We start from the raw sequence: 26,021 nt of genomic DNA, 5'->3' as shown, positions 1-26,021 counted from the left end.
GCAGAGGCACTGGCTGTGAGATAGGCTGCTACACAGGCAGCGGCGGCAGCATCGCAGGCGATGCAGGCGGCTCGCCTACGAGGCGTGCGAGCAACGCTTCGTAATCCGCGCGGGTTGGCGCGGTGTTGTCGAACATCAACAAGTCTTCGCAAATATCGCCGCTCGGCACGAAGCGGCGCTGCCGATACTCGTCCCAATGCGCGAGTTTGTAGGCATCGTTTGGATTGCCACGCGCGACGATGCGCTGATGTGCCATCTCTTCGGACGTGTAGACCCAGACGACCCGCAGCGTCACGTCCGCGCCGATACCAAGCCAGGCGCGATCGAAGAGGTGCCGCTCGCGCACTTCGCGCGAGAGCGGCCCGACCACCAGCGCGCTGACGCCGAGCTCGAGATTGTCGCGGGCGGTATCGAGCAGGCCGCGATACTCGGGATCGCGCAGATGTTGCAGAAAGAGCGGACTGTCGCGGTCGTTCGGATCGCCGGTCAGCATGGCCATGGCGGCCGCGCTGTAGCCGCCGAACAGCGTATCTTTGTCGAGCAGGCAGAAGGGCGTCGCGCTCGCCTGCATCAGCGGGCCGATCAGCTTCTTCGCCAGGGTGGTTTTGCCGGTGCCGGCGTGACCGCAGAAGAAAACCAGGTGGGTCACGAAGACGTGTCCTCGGGCGCGGCGGCCGGGCTGCCGGCGTGCTGCGGGTCACGCGCGAATTTGCCGCTGGCCTCCAGCCACATCACATTGATGATGCCGAAGCCCAATGCCACGCCGATGCCGAGAATCCAGGTGAAATACCACATCGCGGTCTCCTTGATCGTATGTCCGGCGAGGTAGCCAGTGAGGCATAACGCATAGCCGGTACAGAGAAGCAAACATGCAGGCGGACAAAGATGGCACGCGGCGGATCCGAGGGTAAATCCGCAGCGCGCGGCGCCCACAGCGCAACGCTTTGCAGCGATCATGAAGAAGAACGCGGCAGTGCGCAAGAGGGCGCAAAGACGGTTGGCCGTTCGGCCAGGATCTCGCAATGCGCCTATAACAGGAGCAACACCACCAACAACACGGGAGACCCAGCATGCCGATGCGTCCGCACTTCCGCTGCAAAGCCGCGCTGCTTGCGCTGGCCATCGCGTCGCTCGCCGGTTGCGCCTCGACACCTGCCGAGCCCGTCCCGTTCAAGGAGGTGCCGCAAGCGCGCATCGTCCAGCCCGGTTACACGGAGCCGGGAACCGGACTGGTCGCCGTGGACGTGCGGCGCGAGCGTTCCCGCGACGTTATCGTCCGGTTCCGCGATGCGCTGGTGTATATCGACGGCGAGCAGGTCACCGATCTGATGAACGGCGAACATGTGGTCTTCTATCTGAGCCCGGGGGTGCATCGCATCGGTGTCTCCACGCAATTCGATCCGGTCGTGGAAATGCGCTTTACGGTCACAGCGGATACGCGCTATACGAACCGCGCGTCGGTCACCTTCGGCGACGATCACAGCATCGCTTTGCGCAGGGTTGCGCAATAGCGCAGGGCCGGGTCTGACAACGCCGGATTGCGGCAGGGGCGTGTTGAACAGTGTCGAACTGTGCCCGCTGCCGCAAGCAAGCTTTAGCTATGTTTCCAGTCTGACCGTTTAACAATTGGATACATGACAGTCACTCAGAGCCCTTAACATGGCGGGCATCGTGTATCCGTCTATGCAGACCCGGTGTGAGGCCTACGCATAGTGCGAAGCCGGCCGGTCTGTTCCGTTTTCAAGGTAATCCAACATGCTAATCAATTGCGCCGCCTATCAGGACGGCCGGAAGCTGGCCGATATCGATATCGATAGCATCAGCGACTACGTGGCGCGGCCCGAGTGCTTCGTCTGGGTTGCGCTGAAAGACCCGGGGCCCGAAGAACTGGCCGTGATGCAGCACGAGTTCGGCCTGCACGAACTCGCGATCGAAGATGCGCAAAACGGCCATCAGCGTCCGAAAATCGAGGAGTACGGCGAGTCGCTATTCGCCGTCATGCATACCGTGGAAATGGACGAAGAGGGCGAGCTGCTGATCGGCGAGGTCGACGTGTTCGTGGGGCACAACTATGTGTTGTCGGTGCGCCGCGGTACGCGCGCCGGGTTCCAGAACGTTCGCGCCCGTTGCGAGCGCGAGCCGCAATTGCTCAAGGAGGGCTCGGCGTTCGTGCTGTACGCGCTGGCGGACGACATCGTCGATCGTTATTTTCCGATCGTCGAGGCGATGAACACCGAGATCGAGGCGCTCGAAGACCGCATCTTCGAGCGCAACAATTCGGTGGCGTCGCGGGCAATCATCGAGGATCTGTATTCGCTGAAACGTCGTCTCGTGATCCTGCAGCACCACATCGCGCCGCTTCAGGAAGCGATCGGCAAATTGACGGGCGGCCGGATTCCGAGCGTCTGCGAAGGCATGCAAGCCTATTTCCGCGACGTCTACGACCATCTCGAGCGGATCGTCAGAATCATCGATGGCCGGCGCGAACTGGTTGTGACCGCGGTGCAGGTCAATCTGGGGATGATCTCGCTTGTCGAAAACGAGGTGACCAAGCGGCTCGGCTCGTTTGCCGCATTGTTCGCGGTGCCGACCATGATCGCCGGTATCTACGGGATGAACTTCCAGACGATCCCCGAGTTGCACTACAAGTTCGGCTATCCAGTCTGTCTTGCCGTGATGGCGACCGTGGATCTGATCCTGTACTGGCGCTTTCGCAAGTCCGGCTGGCTTTGACACACCGTTAGCCCATCGCTGCGCTTAATTCCCGCTTGCACCGTGCGCAATAAAAGTCCAGCATAGGCGGCCCGCCGGCCGCTAAGCTTGCAGCCGGCGGTAAATCTGCCACGCACAGACTGAGCGAGGAACCGTTGCCAGAACACAGCCTGCCGGTGCGCCTATTCGCGACACCACGCCGAAGCCATCGAGCGCATCGCATCGACGCACTTTCTGCGGGCCGGTGCCCCGCAACACTGCGAATCGTTGACATTCCGAGAAGGGCACGCTGAGAATAGGCCTCGCAAACGTTTGCGCGTCACTAAAAATACGGCTCGCCCGCGAGCCCGACAAACCCTGGAGATAAGCATGAGCCATCGCATTCGCCGCCGCATGCTGGCGGCCGCTGTTCTCGTCACCGCCACCGCCGCTTTGCCGTTTTCCTCCGCTTACGCGCAAACCACGCCGGCCCATAAGCCGAAGGTCGCGCTGGTGATGAAGTCGCTCGCCAACGAGTTCTTCCTGACCATGGAAACCGGCGCGAAGGACTACCAGAAACACAATGCCTCGCAGTTCGACCTGATCACCAACGGTATCAAGGACGAGACGGATACGGCGAACCAGATCCGCATCGTCGAACAGATGATCGTCTCGAAGGTCGATGCGATCGTGCTGGCCCCGGCTGATTCGAAGGCGCTGGTGCCGGTCGTCAAGAAGGCCATCGACGCGGGCATCATCGTCGTGAATATCGACAACCGGCTCGACCCGGACGTGCTCAAGTCGAAAGACCTGAACGTGCCGTTCGTCGGCCCGGATAACCGCAAGGGCGCGCAGAAGGTCGGCGACTATCTGGCCAAAAAGCTGAAGGCGGGCGATGAAGTCGGCATTATCGAAGGCGTGTCGACCACCACCAACGCGCAGCAACGCACCGCGGGTTTCAAGGACGCCATGCAGACCGTCGGCGCGAAGGTCGTGTCGGTGCAATCGGGCGAATGGGAAATCGACAAGGGCAACGCGGTGGCGTCGGCCATGCTCAATGAGTATCCCAACCTGAAGGCGCTCCTCGCCGGCAACGACAACATGGCGATCGGCGCGGTCTCGGCCGTACGCGCGGCCGGCAAGCAGGGCAAGGTGCTGGTGGTCGGCTACGACAACATCAACGCGATCAAGCCGATGCTCAAGGACGGTCGCGTGCTCGCCACCGCGGACCAGTACGCCGCCAAGCAGGCCGTGTTCGGTATCGACACCGCACTGAAGGCGATCAGCGAGCGCAAGAAGCAGTCGCAGTTGTCCGGCGTGGTGGAAACGCCGTGCGACCTCGTGACAAAGTAAGCGTCGGGCAGTCAGTACCGAAATACGCTTCGCAAGAAGCACCGCAACACGCCGAGGCACGCGGGCTCGCGCTCACGCCGCTGCCTGCTGAATGCATGGCACAAGACAGGCGAATCCGCGTCAATTCAATAACCGCTCAAGAAACCTGCTGAGCCGCCGTTAAATCCAGAGGTAAGCGACAAGGCGACCGGCACGCGGCTCGGCTTTTCGAATTACCTGAGCCTCGCCGGCGGACTGCTGGCGATGATCGTGCTGTTCTCGCTGCCGGATCGCCTTTCTGACGTACGAGACGTTCGGCGCGATCGCCAATCAGTGCGGTAAGGCAAGTATTCATGGGTGTGGTCTGTCTTCGAGGAAGACGTCCGGTGGGTTGCCAGATGGCGTGGCCGGCGGGAACAACAGGCAGGAGAGCAACAGGTTATGGCGACGATCAAGGATGTAGCGGCCGTGGCAGGCGTGTCGTTCACGACGGTATCGCACGTGGTGAACAACTCACGGCCGGTGTCGGCCGACGTGCGCGCGAAGGTCGAACACGCGATCCGTCAGCTTCACTATGTACCGTCGGCGGTGGCCCGCTCGCTCAAGGCGCGGGCGACGGCGACGATCGGTCTGGTGGTGCCGAACAGTACGAACCCGTATTTCGCGGAGATGGCGCGTGGTATCGAGGATGGTTGCTCGCGCAACGGCTACTGCCTGTTCTTCTGCAATTCCGACGACGATCCGGCCAAGCAGCGTAACTATCTGCGCGTACTGCAGGAAAAGCGTATCGACGGACTGATCGTCGCCTCCGCGGGCGACGACGCGGTGCTGGCGCAGACGCTTGCCGACGCCCGCGAGCCGCTGGTCGTCGTGGACCGCAATATCGAGGGTGTGAACGCGGATCTGGTGCAGATCGACCACGAGAAGGGCGGCTATCTTGCGACGCGTCATCTGCTGGAGCTGGGGCACGTGCGGATCGGCTGCATCACCGGTCCGGTGAAGACGGCGGTGAGCGCCATGCGGGTACACGGCTTCATCCGCGCCATGACCGAGCGCGGTATCGAGATTCCGGCCGGTGCGATTGTCGAAAGCGATTTTTCGGGGATGGGCGGCCATCGCGCGGCGGGACAACTGTTCGACACGGTGAAGCCGTCGGCGATTTTTGCCGGCAACGACATGATGGGCATCGGCGCGCTGCGCGCCGCGGCGGAGCGCAATATCAGCGTGCCGCGCGATTGCTCGATCATCGGTTTCGACGATATCGAACTGGGACGATTCACCTATCCGGCGCTCTCGACGGTTGGCCAGTCGGTCCGCGCGCTTGGTGATATGGCCGCGCAGACGCTGATCGAACGCATTGCCGGGACGTCGTCGGGCAGTCCGCGCGCGCTGGGGCGCCGGCGCGTCGTGTCGCCGCGCCTGATCGTGCGCGAATCGACCTCGACATGGGCCGGCGTGGCGAGGCGCGATCTGGCGGCCTGATATCGATGATTGCGTTGCCGGGCGCGAGCCGAAAAGCCTCGCGTTCGGTTTTGATGCCGCTTTTACGCCATGCATGGATCGTGCGCGAGTGCTTCGTGCCCGCCTTCAAGCGCACCGTTGCTCCCCTTGGCGGAGGGTTCCGTTTTGAACCCCGTTTGAACCCCGCCTGAATCCGTCTCGCCTATCCGCGTTCGGTCTCCCGAGCCGCCTGAATTCAATTCCCTGAATGTCAGAAGCGCTGCGTGACATCCGCATGAGCGCGGCCTGTCAGCGCTTTGTAATTTCTTCCAATTGCTTACAACATCTTTCTTCATGCCATATAAATCCTTCAAGTATGCAGATTAGATGCCGTAAACACGACTATTAGAGCGCGGCCTCAAATCGGCCCCATGTACGCAGAGCCACACGCTACCCCGTGCTGCGCACGCAGCTTCTCATTTGTTAAGTACAGGAACGAGCATGTTGAACAAAGGCATCACGATCAAGGCGCGGATTGGCCTCACGATGGCTTTTCTCGCCGCGCTGCTAGTCGCCATCGGCGTTTTCGGTTTGTTCGGCATGAGCCGTTCGAATGACGCTTACAAGGACACGTTCACCAACGCAATGCCGGGCGCGGTCGATATCGGCAACGCTGAACTCTATGCGGCGCGCGAACGGCTGGCGCTCGACCGGGCCGCGTTCATGCTCGGCACGCCGGAGGTGGCGGCGACGATGGAGCGCGCGCGTGCGATGCGCGTGGAGTCCGACATGTGGTGGAAAAAGTATATGGATCTGCCGCGCGACACCGAGGAAGACCGTCTTGCGCAGGACGTCGTCTCCAAACGCGACGCGCTGCATCAGCAATTGGACTCGTTTGCGGCAATCGTCACGGCGAACGACCAGAGCAAGATCGTCGACGGCGCCAAGCGCTTGCAGGCGGCATACAACGACCTCTCCACCGCGGATGACGCGCTGCGCAAGTTCCAGTTCGTCTCGGCCAGGCAAGGTTTCGACTCCGCGCAAAGCAGTTTCGAGGTGTTCCGTATGGTGAGCGCCGGTGCGCTGCTGGTCGGCGTGCTTGCCGCCGTGCTGTCCTACCTGACGCTCAGCCGCGCGATTGGCCGCCCGCTCGACGCAGCCCTCGGCCATTTCGACGCGATCTCCGCTGGCGATCTGCGCCGCCCGGTCGTGGTCACCTCGCGCGACGAAATGGGGCAGTTGCTCGAAGGTATCGCCAAAATGCAGCGCAGCCTCACCGAAACGGTGCGTACGGTGCGCAGCGGCAGTGAATCGATTGCGACGGCCACGCGCCAGATCGCGGCCGGCAATATCGACCTGTCCTCGCGAACGGAAGAGCAGGCTTCGGCGCTGCAGGAAACCGCGTCGAGCATGGAAGAGCTGACCGGCACGGTCAAGCAGAACGCCGACAACGCTCGCCAGGCGAGCTCGCTGGCGGCCAATGCGTCCGAGATTGCCAACAAGGGCAGCGCGGTGGTCGGCCAGGTGGTCGGCACGATGGGCGACATCAATCAGAGTTCGGCGAAGATCGCCGACATCATCGCGATCATCGAAGGGATTGCGTTCCAGACCAACATCCTGGCCCTGAATGCGGCAGTGGAAGCGGCGCGGGCCGGCGAAGAAGGGCGCGGATTCGCCGTGGTGGCAGGCGAAGTGCGCAGCCTCGCGCAGCGCTCGTCGGCGGCGGCCAAGGAAATCAAGGAACTGATCGACACCTCGGTGGAACGTGTGCAGTCCGGCTCGGCGCTGGTCGACGAAGCCGGCCGCACCATGACCGAGATCATCGGTGCGGTGCAGCGCGTGACCGACATCATGGGTGAGATCGCGGCGGCCTCGGAAGAGCAAAGCAGCGGCATCGATCAGGTGGCGCGCGCCGTCACGCAGATGGACGAGGTGACACAGCAGAACGCCGCGCTGGTCGAGGAAGCCGCTGCAGCAGCGTCTTCGCTCGAAGATCAGGCCGGCAAGCTGCGTACCGCGGTCGCGGTGTTCCAGCTCGAAGAAAGCGGTTTCAAGGCGCCGGTGAGCGCGGCGCCGAAGCGCGTGACTGCGCCGGTTCGCCCGACGGCGGCACGGAAGGTGTCACATTCCGCCTCACAAGCCACCCCGGTAGCCAGGACACCTGCTGCGCCCGCAGCGACACCGGCACCGGCTGCCGCCGCGCCGACGAAGACACCGGCCCGGGCAACGGCGAGCACCGGAAGCGATCAGGATTGGGAAACCTTCTGAGCGTTGCAACATTCGTTCCCGATGATGCATCAGACGGAACGACGCTTGTGCGGATCGGCCGCATGACGACAAAGACCGCGATTGCGCCTGCAACCGCGGTCTTTTTTCATGGTCTGCGGACTAAGTAACGTTCACAAGCGTTGTCTACACCCTGGCAAGCGTCGTGATCCGGTACATTGACGGGCGCGACTACCGCTTGTACCGGCAACCTTGCCGCGACAGGCAGTCAGCGCGCAGACCGTGAGCCCGCTTTTCCCAACTGCTGCAACTCAGCGCGGCAACCCAACGCTCAACGCGCCAGCCATAAAGGACCGACATGACGCCATACGACCTCGCGCACCGCCTCGTCGAAGCCCGCCGGCAGCATCGCCCGATCGATGCGCCCCCACCCGACAGCCTGCCGCCTGACGCGGCAACCGCGTACGCGATCCAGCAGGCCGTCATCGTGGGCCTCGGCGACTCGACGGGCGCGTGGAAGATCGGCGCCAGAGCGCCGGGCGGGGCCGCCGCGGGCGCACCGATCCCGGCTTCGCTGGTGCTGCCGTCGCCCGGACGGGTGGCCCATACCGGCTTTTTCCGGGTGTTGGTGGAGCTGGAGGTCGCCTTTCGTTTCGCCGAGGCGATCGAGCCGCGCGGCCGGGCTTATGCGCGCGACGAGGTGCTGTCGAAGGTCGGCGTCGTGCTGCCGACCATCGAGATCGTCGATAGCCGCTTTGCCGAGTGGCCCAATGTCGCGCCGCTCGCGCAACTGGCCGACGCACAGAACAACGGCGCGTTGATCACCGGTCATCCGGTTGCCTATGCGGGCCTTGCACGCAGCTTCGATTTCGTATCGCCCGAGCTCGAGCTGAGTTTCGACGGCAACTCGCTGGTGCCCGAAGCCACGGGTAATCCGGCCGGCGACCCGCGTGAACTGCTGGTGTGGTTCGTCAACCATTGCGCCGCCATGGGCATCACAATCGAGCCGGAATGGACGCTCACCACCGGTTCATACGTCGGTGCGCACAATGTGGACAAACCGGGCATCGTGCGCGGCCACATCGACGGCCTTGGGGAAGTGGAGATTGAACTGACCTGAGCGTGTCGTCGTGTACTTGTAACGGCGCGCTCGTCATGGTCCGCTTGTAACCGCTGATTACGAAGTATCAGGCAAACGGCTGCCCACGGGCGGCCGTTTTACATTTGCCGCAGCATCCGCACTGCGCGCTTAGCCGTATACACCTATGAAGCGACCCGATGCGCTGCCGTGATCCAGTTATACATGCGGCTAACCATATCGCCGACGCGGTTACTACGCGAGGCAGGCATGGGCAGCAAGCGGGCGGCAACACACCCCGCTTCAAGCGAAATAGTGCGGAACAATACCGCCAGCGCGTTGACGAACTGCTTGCAGATGCGTCGGTGAACAGCGTCTCAGGTCAGCGCGGCGAACGAACATGTAACACAGCGCATGTCGCTGTAGACCAAATGGCGATGCCGCGCGTTGATGAAAAAAGGTTCCGGGCATAGAAAACGCATGACGTCCGTGCTCAATGCAAGAAAGTGTGCGCATGCAGACAGGCCGTCCGGTGGAGCAGTGGGATCGTTCGATGAACGAGACGATTCGTGTAACGGAGCATAGCGAGCCGTGCTGGTCATCATGGCGAGCAGAGGGCGCAGGAGAGGCAGTAACGTGAGCCGGAGATCGCTGCACATTCGCTGTGATGTGAGCGGAAGATTGTAGGTGAGCGAATCTGTGTTTCCAAGTGAGGAATGTTGGGAGGCGGGTACGGCGCGATTTTCGCAACGTAGTTCGTGAAAAAAAATTTAAAAGGGTTTAGGATGAATTCGAGCGATGTCGTTTCCGAATAGCGCGCCGCGCACGACATCGGTCTAGACTTCGGCGAGGAGGTAGCATGGATATCTACAGCAGTTTCGCGACCCGCTTCGAGAAAACGCGAGAAGATGAACTCTCGCTCGAGGAGTATCTCGCGCTCTGCAAAGACAATCCCGCCGCGTACGCTACGGCTGGCGAACGCATGTTGACGGCAATCGGTGAACCAGAACAGATCGACACTCGCAACGATCCGCGCATGTCGCGTATCTTCGCGAACAAGGTCATCAAGGTATACCCCGCATTCCGTGAGTTCTACGGAATGGAAGAAGTGATCGAGCAGGTGGTCGCCTACTTCCGGCACTCGGCCCAGGGGCTCGAAGAAAAGAAACAGATTCTGTATCTGCTGGGACCGGTCGGCGGCGGTAAATCGTCGATCGCGGAACGTCTGAAGCAACTCATGGAACGCGTGCCGTTCTACTCGATCAAGGGCTCGCCCGTGAACGAGTCGCCGCTCGGTCTGTTCGATTACGACGAGGACGGTCCGATCCTCGAAGAGCAATACGGTATTCCACGCCGCTACCTGAAAAACATTCTGAGCCCGTGGGCGGTGAAGCGCCTGCACGAATACAACGGCGACATCCGCAAATTCCGCGTGGTGCGCCGCTACCCGTCGATCCTTCGCCAGATCGGTATCGCCAAGACCGAACCGGGTGACGAAAACAATCAGGACATTTCGTCGCTGGTCGGTAAGGTCGACATCCGCAAACTTGAACAGTATGCGCAGGACGATGCGGACGCATATAGCTACTCCGGTGGCCTGTGCCTTGCGAACCAGGGCCTGCTCGAGTTCGTCGAAATGTTCAAGGCACCGATCAAGGTCTTGCACCCGCTGCTCACCGCGACTCAGGAAGGCAACTTCAAGGGCACGGAGGGCTTCGGCGCGATCCCGTTCGATGGCATCATCCTCGCTCACTCGAACGAGTCGGAATGGAAGGCGTTCCGAAATAACCGCAACAACGAAGCACTACTCGACCGGATCTTCGTTGTGAAGGTGCCGTACTGCCTGCGCTACGGTGAAGAGGTCAAGATCTACGAGAAGCTGCTGCGCAATTCGTCGCTGGCCAGTGCGATATGCGCGCCGGGTACGTTGAAGATGATGGCGCAGATGTCGGTGCTCACGCGCTTGCAGGAGCCGGAAAATTCCAGCCTGTTCTCGAAGATGCAGGTGTACGACGGCGAGAATCTCAAGGACACCGATCCGAAGGCCAAGTCGTATCAGGAGTATCGTGATTTCGCGGGCGTGGATGAAGGGATGACCGGCGTGTCGACCCGCTTCGCGTTCAAGATCCTGTCACGCGTATTCAACTTCGATTCGACGGAAGTCGCGGCGAACCCTGTGCATTTGATGTACGTGCTCGAACAGCAGATCGAGCGCGAGCAGTTCCCACCGGAAACCGAACAGAAGTACCTGTCGTTCATCAAGGACGTGTTGGCATCGCGCTATGCCGAGTTCATCGGCAAGGAGATTCAGACCGCGTATCTGGAGTCGTATTCCGAGTATGGTCAGAATATTTTCGATCGCTACGTGACGTATGCAGACTTCTGGATTCAGGATCAGGAGTTCCGCGACCACGACACCGGCGAGAGTTTCGACCGCGCGGCGCTGAACGCCGAACTGGAGAAGATCGAGAAACCTGCGGGCATCAGCAACCCGAAGGACTTCCGCAACGAGATCGTGAACTTCGTGCTGCGTGCGCGGGCTGCGAATGCGGGGAAGAATCCCGCGTGGATCAGCTACGAGAAGCTGCGCGTCGTGATCGAAAAGAAGATGTTCTCGAACACGGAAGAGCTGTTGCCGGTGATTTCGTTCAACGCCAAGGGTTCGGCGGAAGAGCAACGCAAGCACGAAGACTTCGTCAATCGCATGGTGACGAAGGGCTATACGCCGAAGCAGGTGCGCTTGCTGTGTGATTGGTATCTGCGCGTGCGCAAGTCGTCATGATACGCACTGCGTGCCGCCCGCGCGGTCCGACCGCGCGGGCACCTTGCGAAGCGCAAGTTGCATGGACATAGCGTTGTGTTTGCGGACATGCCTATTGCAACGTGCGTCTCGCGCAGCGGAAATTGCGACTGCATAGGACCGGAGTAAGCGCTGAAGCGCCAACTCCGGTCGATACTGGAGACCGGGCGTGCTTCATCAAATCATCGACCGCAGGTTAGCTGGTAAGAACAAGAGCATTGCAAACCGCGAGCGTTTTTTACGTCGCGTTAAAAACTACATTCGTCGCGCCGTCTCGGAAGCGGTTCGCGATCGCAGCATCAAGGATATTCAGAACACCCAGAGCATCACCATCCCGCGCAAGGACATCGCGGAACCGTCGTTCCGGCATGGTCCCGGCGGCAAGCGGGAAATGGTGCATCCGGGCAATTCCGACTACATCCGCGGCGACAAGATCCAGCGCCCGCAAGGGGGCGGCGGCGGAGGCGGGGGCAACCAGGCGAGCAACGAGGGCGAGGGTCAGGACGACTTCGTGTTCGAGCTGAGCCGCGAAGAATTCATGCAGTATTTCTTCGACGACCTCGAACTGCCGCGTCTCGTCAAAACCCATCTGATGGCCGTGCCCACGTGGAAAAGCATCCGCGCCGGCTGGGCGGCCGAAGGCACGCCAAACAATATCGACGTGGTCCGTTCGCTGCGCAGCGCGCTCGGCCGCCGGATTGCGCTTGGTGCGCCGCTCGTCAATCAGTTGCACGAGATGGAACGGCAACTCGAAGTGATGAAGGCCGATCCGGACGACCGGCGCGAGGAGATCAAACTGCTCGAAGAGGAAATCCACCATTTGCGCGGGCGCATCTGGCGCATTCCGTTTATCGATCCGTTCGATCTGCGCTACGTGAACCGGGTGAAGCAGCCCACGCCGTCCAGCCAGGCGGTGATGTTCTGTCTGATGGATGTGTCCGGTTCCATGGACGAGCAGCGCAAGGATCTCGCCAAGCGCTTTTTCATCCTGCTGTATCTGTTCCTCAAGCGTAACTACGAAAAGATCGAAGTGGTGTTCATTCGCCACCACACCCGCGCCGAAGAGGTCGACGAAGACACGTTCTTTCATTCGACGGAAAGCGGCGGCACGGTGGTGTCGAGCGCGCTGGAGCTGATGCAGAAGGTGATGGACGAGCGTTATTCGCCGACTGAATGGAATATTTACGGCGCTCAGGCTTCTGACGGCGACAATTGGACCGACGATTCGCCCAAGTGCCGCAAGATACTTTCGGATGACATCCTGGAGAAGGTGCGCTATTTTGCGTATATCCAGGTTACGCCGGAAGAGCAGAACTTGTGGCTCGAATATGCACAGTTGGCGCTGAGCCAGCCGCACATGGCGATGAAGAAGGTCGAGACCGCGGCTGACATTTATCCGGTGTTTCGGGAGTTGTTTGAAAAGCAGGTGGCGTCTTCATGACGGCAAAGCACCTGCACAACGAAGCGCGCGGCGATCAGCCGGCGCGCGGGAAAGGCGTGCCGCAGCAGCAACAGTCGGGGCATGCCGAGGCGAAGGCGGACGATACGGGAGCCGCCGCAGCCGGAGCAGTCGACGCCGCTGCAGCACGGGGACACACCGGAACGCCCACTGAGGGGCAAAGGGAAGTCCGTATGAACGTAGCCGATAGACGGCCTCTGCCGTGCCCGTCCGACTGGACCTTCGAATTGATCGAAGAGTACGACTCGCATATTGCCCGTGTTGCAGAGCAATATGAACTCGACGTGTATCCGATCCAGCTCGAACTCATCAGCGCCGAACAGATGATGGACGCTTACGCGTCCGTCGGCATGCCGGTGAACTACCGTCACTGGTCGTTCGGCAAACACTTTCTCTCCACCGAAAAGAGCTACCGTCGCGGGCAGATGGGGCTGGCGTACGAGATCGTCATCAATTCGAACCCTTGCATCGCATACCTGATGGAAGAGAACACGATGACGATGCAGGCGCTCGTCATCGCGCACGCGGCCTATGGCCACAATTCGTTCTTCAAGGGTAACTATCTGTTCAAGCTGTGGACGGATGCACACGCGATCATCGATTACCTCGTCTACGCGAAGAATTACATCGCGGAGTGCGAGGAGCGCTTCGGGCTCGACCGGGTGGAGGAGCTGCTCGATTCGTGCCATGCGTTGATGAATTACGGCGTGGACCGTTACAAACGTCCGCAGAAACTGTCGCTGGAAAAGGAGTTTGCGGCCCGCCGCGAACGTGAGGCTTATCTGCAATCGCAGGTCAACGAACTGTGGCGCACCTTGCCGACCCGGCATACGCCGTTGCCGGAGGAAATCGAGGAGCGTTATCCGCCGGAGCCGCAGGAAAACCTGCTGTATTTCGCGGAGAAGAACGCACCGCTGCTCGAGCCGTGGGAGCGGGAAGTGATCCGCATCGTGCGCAAGGTCGGCCAGTATTTCTATCCGCAGCGGCAAACCCAGGTCATGAACGAAGGCTGGGCGACGTTCTGGCATTACACCTTGCTCAACACGATGTATGCCCAGGGCAAGCTGGAAGACGGCTTCATGATGGAGTTTCTCCATTCGCACAGCAACGTGGTCTACCAGCCGCCGGTCACGAAACCGTACTACAGCGGCATTAACCCGTATGCGCTCGGCTTTTCGATGATGAGCGATATCCGCCGGATCTGCGAATCGCCGACGGAGGAGGACCGCAAGTGGTTCCCCGAACTGGCGGGCAGCCCGTGGCTGCAGGCAATGCACTATGCGATGCGCAACTTCAAGGACGAGAGTTTCGTCGCGCAGTATCTGTCGCCGCATCTGATCCGTGAGATGCGTCTGTTCTCGGTGCTCGACGACGACATGCGCGATGCGCTCGAAGTGTCCGCGATTCATGACGACAGCGGGTATCAGTACGTGCGTCAGGCGTTGTCGCGGCAGTACGACATGCATCATCGGGAGCCGAATATCCAGGTGTGGGCGGTGAATACGCGGGGCGACCGGAGTCTGACGCTGCGGCATTTCATGAGCGACAACCGGCATCTGTCCGGCGACAGCGATGAAGTGCTCAAGCACATGGCGCGCTTGTGGCAGTTCGACGTCTACCTGGAAAGCGTCGATGAGAATGGCACGGTGAGGAAGCGGTATGAGTGTAAGTATGTGCCGCCGGCGATAAGGGTTTGAGTTCGCTCGGCCTTGTCGCGTGGAGGCTGGTTTTCTGATGTGTCCGAAGCCCCTGTTTGTCTATGACGAACAGGGGCTTTCGTCATTCGGAGTCTGGCTGGTCGCCTGGCCTCCGTTTTTCAGTAATTCGTGAAAAAGTACTGAAAAAACCACAGACGGGCATTTTTCAGTAAAATATAAAAAATTACTGAAAGGTCCCATGCCGCCTTTTCCTCTCTACGAGCAGCAAGAGCAAGCCTACTGCTCCCAGTTCGCCAACATCGAACAGGCCGCGGCCACTCAGGACAAGGTCCTGATGGGCGCGCCCGGAACGGTTATCGAACATAAACGGGGCGGGGCTATCTACTACGCCCGTCAGTACATGGGGCCGGAAGGCAAGAAGCAGGAGGAGAGCCTTGGCGGTCCAAAGGGCGATCCAGAGGTGGATAGCCGGGTGGAGGAGGTGCGGCAAAGCATCGATCTGAGCAAGGATCTCATCTCGCGAATCCGCGATCTCGGCAAGCTGGGTTTTCAACTTGCAGACAACAAAACCTACGCTACCGTCGGCGTTCTTTACAATTACGGCCTTTTCGAGGCCGGGGCTGTGCTGGTCGGCTCGCACGCTTACGCCGTGATTCTCAACTCGCTCGGCATCAAGGCCGTCTCATACGAGACCGAGGATATCGATATCGCGCGCCGGCATCAGCTCGCGCTCGTCAATCTTCCCGAAGGCGGACTGCTCGCGATGCTCAAGGAGACTGGAATTAACTTCGTGCCGGTCCCTGCCATGAAACGCGGCGAGGCGTCCACATCGTTTACAGAGGCAGGGAAGTCGCGCTTTCATGTCGACTTGCTGGTTCCCTCGCATGACGATTCGTTTCCCACGGTGCCTGTGGCCGAGCTCAATGCGCATGCCACGGGCTTGCCGTATCTGGCCTACCTGCTAGGCCGATCCCAGGCCGGAACGCTCGTGTCACGGCATGGCGCTGTGCCCGTGCGCGTGCCTGACGCAGCCCGCTTTGCCATTCACAAACTACTCGTGTCGCGCCTGCGAACGAACACGCTCGTCAAGTCGCAAAAGGATGTGCGCCAGGCGTCGGTATTGCTGGCCATGCTCGGTGAACATCGCACCGGCGACATCGAAGACGCCTGCGCCGAACTTCCGCGATCGGCGCGAGCACTTGTGCGCCGCACCTTGCCTGAAGTCGAAGCGTTAATGCGTGACGCTCACGAAGCCGGGCTCGAAGAGCTTGCAACGAGCCTCTCGGGATGAGCGACATCCGCCGCATCTGATCCGCGAGATGCGTCTGTTCTCGGTGCTCGATGACGACATGCGCGATGCCGCCGTCGCATTGCGTCTTTTACCGGAAAACGGTACTATTTTACCGGTTTCCGGTATTTAATTTCAAATACCGATTTCCGGTAACAAAGTACCGAAAAAGGGTATTTGATGCTCGCGGACTTTCTTCTCACACCTAAACAGCAGCGCATTCTGGGCGCGTTTGTTCTGAACCCGGAACGCGCTTATTCGCTTTCTGAATTGTTCGAGTTGAGCGGTGGCGGCCGAAGCTCCACTCAGGACTTCGTCGCGAAATTGCTTGCAGGTGACGTGGTCCTTCAGCAGTCCGGCGGACGTGCGCTTTACCAGGCGAACACTCAGCATCCGCTTTACCCGGAGCTGCGACAAATCGCGGTCAAGAGCTTTGGCCTGAAGGAGCCGATCGAGCGCGCGCTGGCCATGATCAGCGACAAAATAAAGTACGCGTTCATCTTCGGCTCGATGGCCGCTGGAACGGCTGGGTCCGCTAGTGACATCGACGTCATGGTGATCGGCGACGCGCGTCTCGGCCGCGTGCAACGCGAACTCGACGTGGCAGGTGAGGCGCTTGGCAGGGAAATCCACGTGAGCGTGTACCCGGAGCATGAGTGGGAGCAAAAGCGCCGCTCGGATCCCGTGCTAGAGTCAATCGATCAAGGCCCGAAAATCATGCTCGATGTTTCCACTTCAACTGACTGAAAAGCTAACCGGCATGCTCAACGCCGCGTACGTCCGTAAGACGCCGTTCACCGCGGCGAACGCCGTGCAGTTTCGCCGCAACGCCGCGTCGTTTTTCCAGGCGGCAAAGGACGACAGACATTCGCCCATCGTGCGCTATGCCAATGCCTATGAAGCGGTGCACGCGTTGGCTGTTGGATTTATTTACATCCATGGCCTGGCGCCAGGTGGCGGGGATGGCCACCGTATTAAGGTAATCGGAACCTTGCTCGATCACGTCAAACCGGACCTCGATCTCGACGACCGTTCGGAGATTGAATACGCCGCGCGGCAACGCAACGAGAAAATCTATGAATCGCCTGCGCCGCCGCCGTCGGTTAAGGCTGTCGAAGACCTGATCGCGATTGTGGGCAACGTCAAGGCACTGATCAGGCAGCAATGGCCAAGCTGGTACGCGCTGAAAGCCGACAAGCCATAACCGATGCCGCGCTGCAGCATCATGCCGCCCAGTGCCCCGTTGCCCCTAACAACCCCCCATCTTTCCCTTGCCATTCTGTAAAATTCGCGCACGCGCGCTATAGGTGCCACCGCGGCACCTCGATGCGCGCGTTGTGAAGGCGGCGCCACGACCGCTACCTCCGTTAAAAGACAAGGAAGACAACAGCATGACCGACCTATCCGACCAAACCGTCGCCAGGACTTACGACGCACACGACACCCGCCGCCGCATCTTCGCGATCGTTGGCGCTTCATCGGGCAATCTAGTCGAGTGGTTCGACTTCTACGTGTACTCGTTCTGCGCGCTGTATTTCGCGCCGGCCTTCTTCCCGAGCGGCAACACCACCACGCAGTTGCTCAACACCGCCGGCGTCTTCGCCGCGGGCTTCCTGATGCGCCCGATCGGCGGCTGGTTCTTCGGCCGGCTCGCCGACAAGCACGGGCGCAAGACCGCGATGATGGTGTCGGTGTTCATGATGTGCGGTGGCTCGCTCGTGATCGCGGTGTTGCCCACGTATGCGCAGATCGGCGCATTGGCGCCGGCGCTGCTGCTGGTCGCGCGCCTGTTCCAGGGCCTGTCGGTGGGCGGTGAGTACGGCACCAGCGCCACCTATATGAGTGAAGTCGCGCTCAAGGGCCGTCGCGGGTTCTTCGCGTCGTTCCAGTACGTCACGCTCATCGGCGGCCAGTTGTGCGCGCTGCTGGTGCTGGTGGTCCTGCAACAAACCCTCTCCACCGAAGAACTGAAAGCGTGGGGCTGGCGCGTGCCGTTCGTGATCGGTGCGTTGGCGGCGCTGGTCGCGTTGTATCTGCGTAAATCGCTCGAAGAAACGACCACGGCTGAAACGCGCCAACGCAAGGAAGCCGGCACGCTGCGCGGCTTGTGGTTGCACAAGGGTGCATTCGCGACGGTGCTCGGCTTTACGGCCGGCGGCTCGCTGATTTTTTACACGTTCACGACGTACATGCAGAAGTACCTGGTCAACACGGCCGGTATGCACGCCAAGACGGCCAGCAACGTGATGACCGCGGCGCTGTTCGTCTACATGGTCATGCAACCGGCGTTCGGCGCGTTGTCGGATCGCATCGGCCGCCGTCGTTCGATGCTGTTCTTCGGCTTCTTTGCGACCATCGGCACGGTGCCGCTGCTGCACGCGTTGAAAGACGTGACGAGCCCGTATGCGGCCTTCGGCCTTGTCGTCGTGGCACTGGCGATCGTCAGCTTCTATACGTCGATCAGCGGCCTGATCAAGGCTGAAATGTTCCCGCCGGAAGTGCGCGCGCTCGGCGTCGGGTTGTCGTATGCGGTGGCCAATGCGATCTTCGGCGGCTCGGCGGAATACGTCGCGCTGTGGCTGAAATCGGTGGGCAGCGAGTCGACGTTCTACTGGTATGTGACCGCGCTGTGCGCGATCGCAGGTCTCGTGTCGCTGCGCATGCGCGATCCTTCGAAAGAAGGCTATCTGCGCCTTGAGCCTTGAGCGTGAGATTGAGCTTCAGCGATACGCTCGAAGAGCGCGCATGAGCGCTCTTTGAGGACGGCGGCCCGGGGCAACCCGGCCGCCGTTTTTTTATCGCATCGGAAAGCACGGCGCGAAGCGCACGCTCAAGCCACCACAATCTCCGTTCCCAGCGCATGAAGCAGGTCGCGCAGCGACTCGGCTTGCGCCATCTTCGCATCGCTGCGCAGATGAATCTGCACGGCGCGCCCTGCGATCCCATCGACGGGATGCGCAAGCCACAACTCCACGGCAAGCCCCAGTCCTTCCGGCTGATTGACGACGACCGGCTCGATCACACGCGGCTTGAAACAGGCACTGTCGGACATGGCGATTAACCTCCGGGCTGATGACGCTTCGAGGCCCATCCTAATCAGTCGCGCGTGCAAGCCCAAGCGACAAATACACGTTTGCTAATGAGTGGATGCTTAGCAGAAAACGCGCTTATTGATCGGCGGTGCGTACCTCGCGCACTCGGTGCACGCGGGCATTCGTGCGGTCGGCGACGGCCAGTGGCAAGCCGGGCTCTCGCTCGGTCTCACGCGGATGCAAACACTGCGCTATGTGTCGCTGCCGCAGGCGATGCGCATCATGGCGCCTTCGTTCGTGAATCAATGGGTGTCGCTGGTGAAGGACACCTCGCTTGCGTATATCGTCGGCGTCGGCGAGTTGTCGTTCGTCGCGACGCAGGTCAGCAACCGGCTGATGGTCTATCCCGCGCAGATTTTTTTGTTCGTCGGCTTCATCTATCTGGTGTTGTGCACGGCGCTTGACCGCATCGCCACTTATGCATTGACGCGGCGCAAGCGCATCGTGCGGCCACGCGCACCGGCCGCCACCCAGGCGTTGTCTGGCGACTAAGCGGCTAGCCGTAAAGCCTTATAACCGCAGCGATGTTTGTCCGGCGATTGGGCCGATGGAACGCGCTGCGGCGAAGGAACGGACAGCCGCTTCCAGCTACGGCAGCGTCAGACCAGTTCGGATTGATCGGTCACGAGGTCCGTGACGAGCTCCGTCACAGCGGCGGCTGGTTCGGTGACGACAGCCGGTGCTGCCGCGACCACCGCAGCCACCGTTGCGCGCTGCCGTACGCTCACGGCCGCACGCGAGAGCATGAGCAGGTGGTAATAGAGCCGCGTGCTGAAACCATAGTTGTAGGCGAAGAGATGCGTGAACGCGATCTTCAACCCGGGCATGACCTGGCGATTGTTCGCATGAACCGAGACGACGATCGGCGCGAGACGGCGCAACGCCAGCTTGCGTGACGGTTCCAGTTGCGGCGGCAGTTTCAGCGCCTTGACGAACGCATACGCACTGACGGTCGCGGCAACCGTCGTGCCGCGCGTGCTGTGCGAGATCGACGTCGCGGTCTTCCGATACACCGACACGTATTCGTGCAGATAAAACACCTCGCGCGCCGCGAGACAGAGTTCGGTGCCGAACACGAAATCGCAGCACATGCCGTGCTGGTCGCTGTAGCCGATCCGTTTGACAAGCTCCGCGTTCGCCATCCAGCCGTTGTTCGGGAACATCTGGATCAGGCCGGTTCTGCCCGGCAAAGCTTGCAAGCCTTCAGCGTCCCGAGTGCGTCGAAACGCGGTGTTCAGGCGTGCACTGCCTTCGAAGTCGACGGCGCCGGTGTGATCGGCCTCGTACTGATCGGCGAAGGCTACTTCGAGCTGCGGATGAAGCTTCCACAGCGACACCAGCTTTTCGACGCCGTCGGTGGTGAGCAGGTCGTCGTCGTGAATCAGCAGGATCTTGTCGCCGCGTGCGCGCGCGAACAGACTCGCAACGTTGCGAGCCTGGCCGAGTGCCGGCTGGTTCTTCGCATAGCGCACGCGTGGCTCGTTCGCGTAGCGTTGCGCGATCAACTGCTGGGTGCGTGCGTCCTTTGAATCGTCGCCGATCACAATCTCCAGATTGCCATACGTCTGCGCGAGGCACGAATCGATGCACTCGACGATCAACTCAGGCCGATTGTAGGTGGGCAGGCAAATGGAAACCTTGGGAGAGGTGCGGGACGTAGGAGTGGAGAAGGTGAACACAGGCGTCTCCGTTCTTATCTGTTAAGGGGCGGCAGCCGGTTCGCTTTGCGCACACATTGCTGCATGCAGCAAAATAGTCCATTGCAGGAAAAAAATAATCCGTAATAAATCGGAAGAAATGTCCGCGCTGTGAAAGGGGTTCGAAGGGGAAAATTTGTGCGGCTTTGATGCCAAAACGCATCAAAGCCGCTTGGGCTAGCGGTTGGGTCAGCGGTTAATAAATCAACTCACTGACGGTTCGCCTTCGTCGGGTTTTTTCCGGAACGGTCTGCCGGCGACTGATCGCGCCCTTCGTCGTGGCATTCGGGCAGCTTGCCCGACTAACACCCACACTTACAAACAACACCTTGACCGCGCCCCATATTCAGCGCACCGTGGAGAAGGAAAACACCACGGGAGCGTGAAATGTCCCTCAACTTCCCGAACCCAAGCCGCAGCTATGACGCCTTCCGTCATTGTGTCAATTTCTGGGGCTATGACAATGCGCGCGAAATCGCCTTCACTGTCAACAATTCGGTCATTTCGAATCTGAGCCCGAGCGCAGGCTCCGACGAGCCGGCAGTGCTGGCAGCCTTCGACCGTCATCGCGAGCAAATCCTCACGCTCGCTCGCGGTCTGTATGTCGGCGGTCCGCAAAACCGCTACACGATTTCTTGATACAGCGAGCGCGGCGCGGTAGGTCCAACCGGACCTGCCGTGCGCCGCCTTGTTCCACAGCCGAAGCAGCGCGGCGCCTACCGGCGTCTCGCCTTGCTTTGTCGCGGGAGTTCCAGCATGGATGATGACCAGGTCAACCTAGAAGAAATTGCCGACAGCAAACGGCGGCGCGAAGCAGCACGCCTCGCCGAAAGCGAAAAAACGGCCGCACCGGCGGCAAACGAGCCGCAGCAGGGGCAGGGCAATGAAGCCGCGCCCAAGCAATGGGTCAAGCACGTGACGAAGTGGCTGGGTGCGAAACGCACGCTGATGCAAACGCGCCGACCCCTGATGCTCAAAAAGAAACCCGTCGCTCTGTAGGCATTCGGAACGAAAATAACCGGCGCCAAGCCGGTTTTTCTGTTTGTGCCGTGCCCGTTGAAGCTCACGGCAGCAGCGAAGCGGGCGCTTTACCCGATTCCGCGCGTCCGGCGCGCGGTTCATAATCACCGCTGCAGCGGAACGCGTGCTTGCGCCGTTTCCGCAGATCAATGCGTAGCCGCGCCGCTGGCGCGTCCGGAACCCAGCAAGGAGCCACCGATGCTCAAGGGTGACCCAAAAGCGAATCACCTGTTGGCGGTGTTGCCCGAAATGGAGTGGGCGCGCATCGAGTCGCATCTGGTTGAAGTCGATTTGCCGTTAGGTCAGGTGATCTACGAATCCGGCGGTCAACTCGAACACGTCTTTTTCCCCACCACGTCGATTATTTCGTTGCTCTATGTGATGGAAGACGGCGCCTCGGCAGAGATCGCCATCGTGGGACATGAAGGCATTGTCGGCGTGTCGCTGTTCATGGGCGGTGAGACTACGCCGAGCCGCGCGATCGTGCAAAGCGCGGGCCGCGCCTGGCGCTTGAATGCCCGCATGCTGAAAGACGAATTCAATCGCGGGGGGCCCATGCAGCGCCTTCTGTTGCGCTACACGCAGGCACTCATTACCCAGATGGCGCAGACCGCGGTATGCAACCGCCATCATTCGATCGATCAACAATTGTGCCGCTGGCTACTGCTCAGCATCGACCGCCTGCCGTCGAACGAATTGCGTATGACTCAGGAGCTCATTGCCAATATGCTCGGCGTGCGCCGATCCGGTGTTACTGCGGCGGCGCTCAAACTGCAGAACGCCGGCTTGATCCGCTATAGCCACGGCCATATCACCGTGCTGGACCGGCCCGGTCTGGAGGCCCACGTGTGTGAATGCTACGCGGTGGTCAAACGCGAATTCGACCGGCTGTTACCGGCATTGCAGGCGATCTAGCGAACGCCCCCTGGCGAAGTGAGGGCGAGCACTGCTTGCTGATCCGGCTCGCCGTCCAGCGCGCTAGCGTGTCGTTGTCCTTGCTGTGGACGCCGCGTCCGGTGAAGCCTTGCGTTCGATTTCCTCGAATACGTCCATTAACCTGCCGATACGTTGGACACTGCCAACCGGTAGACGTCCTTCAGGCGGCGACAAGGCGAGAATCCGGCGTCGCCAATAGGGCAGACCCAACGGCGGAGCAGACACGAGAAAGGGAATAATCTGTTCGAGATGGGCGAGCTCGCTCTCAAATGGGTAGTTCGACATAGTTTTTCCGTACGTGCTGTGAGTGCCTTCACTTAGCCTGCGCGCACCGCGAGATTGTGTCTGCACGCTAGCGTACAAGATGCGAAGTCGCGCTTTCCAGGCCGAAAAACGCCACGCCGATAAACGCACGGATGCTGCTCGATGGCTGCCGGCGCGTCACACTCGCCCAGCCGCCATTCAAGCGGTCGTTTCGCGTGTCGGGGCGCCAGTCAGCGAAACGATGAAGTCGAAGAATGCCCGCACCTTGGCCGGCGGATGATGTCGCGAAGGATAGAGCGCATAAAGCGGATAAACCTCGTCGCTCCAGTCGGGAAACAGTTCGACCAGTTTGCCACTGGCGAGCAACGACTCGGCGCCGAAGGCGAGAATCTGCGCGACGCCCTGGCCCGCGGCGCACACGCTATGCAAGGTGCCGACGTCGTTCACGGTCAGGCGGCCTTGCGGCGTAATCACCGTCTTCTTGCGTCCGCGGTGAAACTCCCAACTGAACGGGTAACCCGTTAGCGGATCGCGGAACTTGATGCACACGTGCCTGCCGCTTTCGAGTTCGGCCGGGCTTGCCGGATGGCCATGTTTCTTCAGATACGACGGCGCGGCGACCGTCAGAACCCGCGTGTCGAGCAGCTTGCGCGCGATGAGCGTCGAAACCGGCGGGTCGCCGAAACGGATCGCAAGATCAAAACCGTCGGCAACCATATCGCCTAACTGGTCACGCGCGATCAATTCGAGTTGCAGATCGGCATGCTTATCGATGAAGCCGCCGAGCCTCGACCCCAGCACGAGACGTGAAAAGAACGGGTCCATGTTCACGCGCAGACGTCCGCGAACCGCCGTGGCGCCCTGCGCCGCCGAAGCAGCCGCTTCTTCGAGTCCGCCGAGCAGCGGCACGATCTGTTCGTAGAAGCGCCGGCCTTCGTCGGTCAGCGTGACGGAGCGGGTGGTGCGGTCGAATAGCCGGATGCCGAGGCGTGCTTCGAGCCGTGCAACCGAACGGCTGACGCCGGATTGCGACATGTCGAGTGCTTCGCCTGCCGCCGCAAAACTGCCGCAGTCGACAATTGCCGTCAGCACGCCCATACCGTTCAGCATGCGCTCGTCAAATGGCATGTGATATTCCTTTGTTATGCATTAATGCATGACATGCTATCGCGAAACACTGTTTGAATTCATGCGACGACGCCGGGAAACGCCATCTGTCCGAGCCAATCAATGACACCGCATCATGAGTGGAATGACAGCCGCGCTATCGCGTCAGGCACTCGTTTGGCGCTAATCTGCACGGGTTCGCCTGCTGCACGATGGAACGCGGTTCTCACCATGCGTCAGGCATATATGACTGATCAACGGAGAGCGTCATCATGTCGCGAGTTTTTATTCGAGCGAAGCGTGCGAGGGATTGTCCGGCATCCGTTTGCCGGACTGAGGGTAGCGGCGGCAGTGCGCTGAGTCGGCCTCGGTCAGGTCCGACTCAGCGTAGCCAGGGCCCGGCGCGTACGCGAATCCGCCACGCCGGCAGTCAGCGCCCCGCACCTTGGGTCGCCTGGCCACGCACGTCGCGCGTGACGGGCGCTTCGTCGAGATGGCGAAACACCCATGCGGACACCAGCGTGATGACGCCCACGCACACGAAGCTCAGGCGGAACCCGAGCGCCGCCGATCCCCATTGCGCGGAGAACTGATTCACCAGCCCGCCGCCGATCGAGACACCCAAGCCGATCGCCAGCATCTGCACCATCGAAAAGAGGCTGTTGCCGCTGCCGGCATCTTCATGCGAGAGGCCTTTGAGCGTGACGCTGTTCATCGCCGCGAATTGCATGGAGTTGGCGCCGCCGAACACCGCCAGAATCACGATCTCGACGATGAGCGGCGTACCACGCGTAATCAATGCGAACGCAACGATCGCCGACCCCACGATTGTCGTGTTGACGAGCAGGAACGTGTCATAGCCGTAGCGGCGCACGAGCGGCGCAATCCAGCGTTTGGTGAGGGTGCCGGCAAGTGCGGCAGGCAGCATCATCAGGCCGGAATGCAGCGGTGTGTAGCCGAGTTGCAATTGCAGCAGCAACGGCACGAGAAACGGTACGGCGCTCGAGCCGATGCGGCACACCAGGTTGCCGATCAGACCCACGCTGAAATTCGGTTCGCTAAAGAGCGAGAGTTTGAAGAGCGGATTATTGCGGCGCTTTGCGTGTGGAATGTAGGCGAGCGCGCTGACTACCGCGAGCGCGAAGAGACCTGCCGACCATGCCGCGCGATGCGTCTCGACCGGCGCCTCGACGGCCAGCGAAAACGCGATCATGCACAGCGACAGCAGCCCACAACCGACGAAGTCGAACGGCGGCGCCTGGGTTTCGCCATGCGCCGGCAAAAACCGCTGCACCGCGTAGAGCCCCAACGCACCGATCGGCACATTGATCAGAAAGATCCAGTGCCACGTGATGGCCTCAACGAACCAGCCGCCGAGTGTCGGGCCGGCGATCGGCCCCAACTGGCCGGCAATCGAAATGAACGCGAGCGCCGACACGTATTGCTCGCTCGAGACGCTGCGCAGGACGGCGAGCCGGCCGATCGGCAGCAGCATCGAGCCACCCAGGCCTTGCAGGACCCGCGCCATCACCAGTTGACCGAGCGTATGAGCGCTCGCGCAGCAGATCGATCCGAGCACGAATATCAGAATCGCCACGAAATAGACGCGCCGCGTGCCGAAGCGGTCGGCGAGCCAGCCCGACGCAGGGGTGAGCATCGCCATGGTCAGCGTGTAGGCAACCACGATCGGCTGCATCGCGAGGGGTGCGACGTGCAGGCTGTTCGCAATCGACGGCAACGCGGTGTTGACGATCGTCGTGTCGAGCGACTGCATGAAAAAACCGGCGGCGACGATCCAGAGTAGCGCGGTCTGGGCTGAATCCTTGTTCATGTTCAATTGAGCTGCGGGGGCGGCGGGGCGGACGGACCGGCGGGCCGAGCTCGGAGCGATCGTTGGGGGGATTCCGTCATCATATTGACATCGTCGTCGATC

The 26,021-nt window shown here is 60.9% G+C and carries 22 protein-coding genes and 1 pseudogene; 17 read left to right on the top strand and 6 right to left on the bottom strand.

Translation table 11 applies throughout. From position 1 onward, the window contains the following. Positions 1-28: 28 nt before the first annotated feature. Positions 29-649 (bottom strand): AAA family ATPase, encoded by a 621-nt coding sequence (locus tag P3T25_RS33675; RefSeq protein ID WP_429361321.1) that lies wholly within the window; start codon positions 647-649, stop codon positions 29-31. Then, positions 646-795, bottom strand: a complete 150-nt coding sequence (gene cydX, locus P3T25_RS33670) for a cytochrome bd-I oxidase subunit CydX (protein WP_154563835.1) — start codon at positions 793-795, stop codon at positions 646-648. Before cydX ends, P3T25_RS33675 begins: the two co-directional genes overlap by 4 nt. A gap of 275 nt (positions 796-1,070) precedes the next feature. On the opposite strand from cydX, the gene P3T25_RS33665 reads away from it, so the two are divergent. From P3T25_RS33665 to P3T25_RS33605, 13 genes are all read left to right on the top strand, one after another. Next, positions 1,071-1,511, top strand: a complete 441-nt coding sequence (locus tag P3T25_RS33665; RefSeq protein ID WP_171927572.1) for a hypothetical protein — start codon at positions 1,071-1,073, stop codon at positions 1,509-1,511. 244 nt (positions 1,512-1,755) lie between these two features. Next, positions 1,756-2,733 carry a magnesium/cobalt transporter CorA gene (gene corA / locus P3T25_RS33660; RefSeq protein ID WP_154563787.1) on the top strand — a complete coding sequence of 326 codons (978 nt, stop codon included), beginning with the start codon at positions 1,756-1,758 and terminating at the stop codon, positions 2,731-2,733. A 348-nt stretch (positions 2,734-3,081) separates the two neighbouring features. After that, positions 3,082-4,044 (top strand): sugar ABC transporter substrate-binding protein, encoded by a 963-nt coding sequence (locus P3T25_RS33655; protein ID WP_154563789.1) that lies wholly within the window; start codon positions 3,082-3,084, stop codon positions 4,042-4,044. Between the two features lie 420 nt (positions 4,045-4,464). Beyond that, positions 4,465-5,505, top strand: coding sequence for a LacI family DNA-binding transcriptional regulator (locus tag P3T25_RS33650; protein WP_154563791.1), 1,041 nt, complete (start codon positions 4,465-4,467; stop codon positions 5,503-5,505). 459 nt (positions 5,506-5,964) lie between these two features. After that, the gene (locus P3T25_RS33645) at positions 5,965-7,731 is read left to right on the top strand and encodes a methyl-accepting chemotaxis protein (RefSeq protein WP_429361317.1); all 1,767 of its coding nucleotides are present in this window, start codon (positions 5,965-5,967) and stop codon (positions 7,729-7,731) included. A gap of 316 nt (positions 7,732-8,047) precedes the next feature. Next, on the top strand, positions 8,048-8,809 hold the full coding sequence (locus tag P3T25_RS33640) for a hydratase (protein WP_171927570.1): 762 nt from the start codon (positions 8,048-8,050) through the stop codon (positions 8,807-8,809). A gap of 817 nt (positions 8,810-9,626) precedes the next feature. After that, complete coding sequence (locus tag P3T25_RS33635; protein ID WP_154563799.1) at positions 9,627-11,549, top strand: PrkA family serine protein kinase; 1,923 nt, start codon at positions 9,627-9,629, stop codon at positions 11,547-11,549. 187 nt (positions 11,550-11,736) lie between these two features. Next, positions 11,737-13,008 (top strand): YeaH/YhbH family protein, encoded by a 1,272-nt coding sequence (locus P3T25_RS33630; protein ID WP_168435845.1) that lies wholly within the window; start codon positions 11,737-11,739, stop codon positions 13,006-13,008. Beyond that, positions 13,005-14,723, top strand: a complete 1,719-nt coding sequence (locus P3T25_RS33625; RefSeq protein WP_266260958.1) for a SpoVR family protein — start codon at positions 13,005-13,007, stop codon at positions 14,721-14,723. The genes P3T25_RS33630 and P3T25_RS33625 overlap by 4 nt, the downstream gene beginning before the upstream one ends. A gap of 199 nt (positions 14,724-14,922) precedes the next feature. Further along, positions 14,923-15,975: a GSU2403 family nucleotidyltransferase fold protein gene (locus P3T25_RS33620; protein ID WP_429361313.1), complete on the top strand. Its 1,053-nt coding sequence runs from the start codon at positions 14,923-14,925 to the stop codon at positions 15,973-15,975. A 177-nt stretch (positions 15,976-16,152) separates the two neighbouring features. Continuing rightward, positions 16,153-16,719, top strand: a complete 567-nt coding sequence (locus tag P3T25_RS33615) for a nucleotidyltransferase domain-containing protein (protein WP_154563807.1) — start codon at positions 16,153-16,155, stop codon at positions 16,717-16,719. Next, positions 16,697-17,176 (top strand): hypothetical protein, encoded by a 480-nt coding sequence (locus tag P3T25_RS33610; protein ID WP_429361311.1) that lies wholly within the window; start codon positions 16,697-16,699, stop codon positions 17,174-17,176. The genes P3T25_RS33615 and P3T25_RS33610 overlap by 23 nt, the downstream gene beginning before the upstream one ends. A 187-nt stretch (positions 17,177-17,363) precedes the next feature. Beyond that, positions 17,364-18,677 carry an MFS family transporter gene (locus P3T25_RS33605; RefSeq protein WP_154563811.1) on the top strand — a complete coding sequence of 438 codons (1,314 nt, stop codon included), beginning with the start codon at positions 17,364-17,366 and terminating at the stop codon, positions 18,675-18,677. Between the two features lie 125 nt (positions 18,678-18,802). Here P3T25_RS33605 and P3T25_RS33600 read toward each other — a convergent pair whose 3' ends face one another. Continuing rightward, a complete protein-coding gene (locus P3T25_RS33600; RefSeq protein WP_054039606.1) occupies positions 18,803-19,024 on the bottom strand; it encodes a hypothetical protein in 222 nt (73 codons plus the stop codon). Between the two features lie 118 nt (positions 19,025-19,142). Between P3T25_RS33600 and P3T25_RS33595 the strand changes: the two are divergent. After that, positions 19,143-19,556 (top strand): annotated as a pseudogene (locus P3T25_RS33595) (ABC transporter permease subunit); the annotation flags it as partial. Between the two features lie 107 nt (positions 19,557-19,663). Here the strand turns inward: P3T25_RS33595 and P3T25_RS33590 are convergent. After that, on the bottom strand, positions 19,664-20,743 hold the full coding sequence (locus tag P3T25_RS33590) for a glycosyltransferase family 2 protein (RefSeq protein ID WP_171927566.1): 1,080 nt from the start codon (positions 20,741-20,743) through the stop codon (positions 19,664-19,666). A gap of 405 nt (positions 20,744-21,148) precedes the next feature. Between P3T25_RS33590 and P3T25_RS33585 the strand changes: the two genes are divergently transcribed. The 3 genes from P3T25_RS33585 (at position 21,149) to P3T25_RS33575 (ending at position 22,696) form a co-directional block, all read left to right on the top strand. Then, on the top strand, positions 21,149-21,400 hold the full coding sequence (locus tag P3T25_RS33585; protein ID WP_093644935.1) for a DUF1488 domain-containing protein: 252 nt from the start codon (positions 21,149-21,151) through the stop codon (positions 21,398-21,400). Between the two features lie 117 nt (positions 21,401-21,517). Beyond that, positions 21,518-21,760 (top strand): hypothetical protein, encoded by a 243-nt coding sequence (locus P3T25_RS33580; RefSeq protein ID WP_171927565.1) that lies wholly within the window; start codon positions 21,518-21,520, stop codon positions 21,758-21,760. Positions 21,761-21,979: 219 nt separating this feature from the next. Further along, positions 21,980-22,696 (top strand): Crp/Fnr family transcriptional regulator, encoded by a 717-nt coding sequence (locus tag P3T25_RS33575; protein WP_154563821.1) that lies wholly within the window; start codon positions 21,980-21,982, stop codon positions 22,694-22,696. 483 nt (positions 22,697-23,179) lie between these two features. Here P3T25_RS33575 and P3T25_RS33570 read toward each other — a convergent pair whose 3' ends face one another. Further along, positions 23,180-24,109: a LysR family transcriptional regulator gene (locus tag P3T25_RS33570; RefSeq protein WP_171927563.1), complete on the bottom strand. Its 930-nt coding sequence runs from the start codon at positions 24,107-24,109 to the stop codon at positions 23,180-23,182. Positions 24,110-24,518: 409 nt separating this feature from the next. Next, positions 24,519-25,919 carry a DHA2 family efflux MFS transporter permease subunit gene (locus tag P3T25_RS33565; RefSeq protein ID WP_429361306.1) on the bottom strand — a complete coding sequence of 467 codons (1,401 nt, stop codon included), beginning with the start codon at positions 25,917-25,919 and terminating at the stop codon, positions 24,519-24,521. Positions 25,920-26,021: the final 102 nt, after the last annotated feature.

It is taken from the genome of Paraburkholderia sp. GAS32 (assembly GCF_050434225.1).
In the GTDB taxonomy this organism is placed as follows: Bacteria; Pseudomonadota; Gammaproteobacteria; order Burkholderiales; family Burkholderiaceae; genus Paraburkholderia; species Paraburkholderia madseniana.
The sequence above is the reverse complement of the archived record's forward strand: the minus strand, read 5'-3'. Positions and strand labels throughout refer to the sequence as shown.

Excerpts from the sequence above, each read along its gene's own strand:
- cydX (WP_154563835.1), bottom strand. The coding sequence starts at position 795 with ATGTGGTATTTCACCTGGATTCTCGGCATCGGCGTGGCATTGGGCTTC.
- P3T25_RS33665 (WP_171927572.1), top strand. The coding sequence starts at position 1,071 with ATGCCGATGCGTCCGCACTTCCGCTGCAAAGCCGCGCTGCTTGCGCTG.
- corA (WP_154563787.1), top strand. The coding sequence starts at position 1,756 with ATGCTAATCAATTGCGCCGCCTATCAGGACGGCCGGAAGCTGGCCGAT.
- P3T25_RS33655 (WP_154563789.1), top strand. The coding sequence starts at position 3,082 with ATGAGCCATCGCATTCGCCGCCGCATGCTGGCGGCCGCTGTTCTCGTC.
- P3T25_RS33650 (WP_154563791.1), top strand. The coding sequence starts at position 4,465 with ATGGCGACGATCAAGGATGTAGCGGCCGTGGCAGGCGTGTCGTTCACG.
- P3T25_RS33645 (WP_429361317.1), top strand. The coding sequence starts at position 5,965 with ATGTTGAACAAAGGCATCACGATCAAGGCGCGGATTGGCCTCACGATG.
- P3T25_RS33640 (WP_171927570.1), top strand. The coding sequence starts at position 8,048 with ATGACGCCATACGACCTCGCGCACCGCCTCGTCGAAGCCCGCCGGCAG.
- P3T25_RS33635 (WP_154563799.1), top strand. The coding sequence starts at position 9,627 with ATGGATATCTACAGCAGTTTCGCGACCCGCTTCGAGAAAACGCGAGAA.
- P3T25_RS33625 (WP_266260958.1), top strand. The coding sequence starts at position 13,005 with ATGACGGCAAAGCACCTGCACAACGAAGCGCGCGGCGATCAGCCGGCG.
- P3T25_RS33620 (WP_429361313.1), top strand. The coding sequence starts at position 14,923 with ATGCCGCCTTTTCCTCTCTACGAGCAGCAAGAGCAAGCCTACTGCTCC.
- P3T25_RS33615 (WP_154563807.1), top strand. The coding sequence starts at position 16,153 with ATGCTCGCGGACTTTCTTCTCACACCTAAACAGCAGCGCATTCTGGGC.
- P3T25_RS33610 (WP_429361311.1), top strand. The coding sequence starts at position 16,697 with ATGTTTCCACTTCAACTGACTGAAAAGCTAACCGGCATGCTCAACGCC.
- P3T25_RS33605 (WP_154563811.1), top strand. The coding sequence starts at position 17,364 with ATGACCGACCTATCCGACCAAACCGTCGCCAGGACTTACGACGCACAC.
- P3T25_RS33600 (WP_054039606.1), bottom strand. The coding sequence starts at position 19,024 with ATGTCCGACAGTGCCTGTTTCAAGCCGCGTGTGATCGAGCCGGTCGTC.
- P3T25_RS33585 (WP_093644935.1), top strand. The coding sequence starts at position 21,149 with ATGTCCCTCAACTTCCCGAACCCAAGCCGCAGCTATGACGCCTTCCGT.
- P3T25_RS33580 (WP_171927565.1), top strand. The coding sequence starts at position 21,518 with ATGGATGATGACCAGGTCAACCTAGAAGAAATTGCCGACAGCAAACGG.
- P3T25_RS33575 (WP_154563821.1), top strand. The coding sequence starts at position 21,980 with ATGCTCAAGGGTGACCCAAAAGCGAATCACCTGTTGGCGGTGTTGCCC.
- P3T25_RS33570 (WP_171927563.1), bottom strand. The coding sequence starts at position 24,109 with ATGCCATTTGACGAGCGCATGCTGAACGGTATGGGCGTGCTGACGGCA.
- P3T25_RS33565 (WP_429361306.1), bottom strand. The coding sequence starts at position 25,919 with ATGAACAAGGATTCAGCCCAGACCGCGCTACTCTGGATCGTCGCCGCC.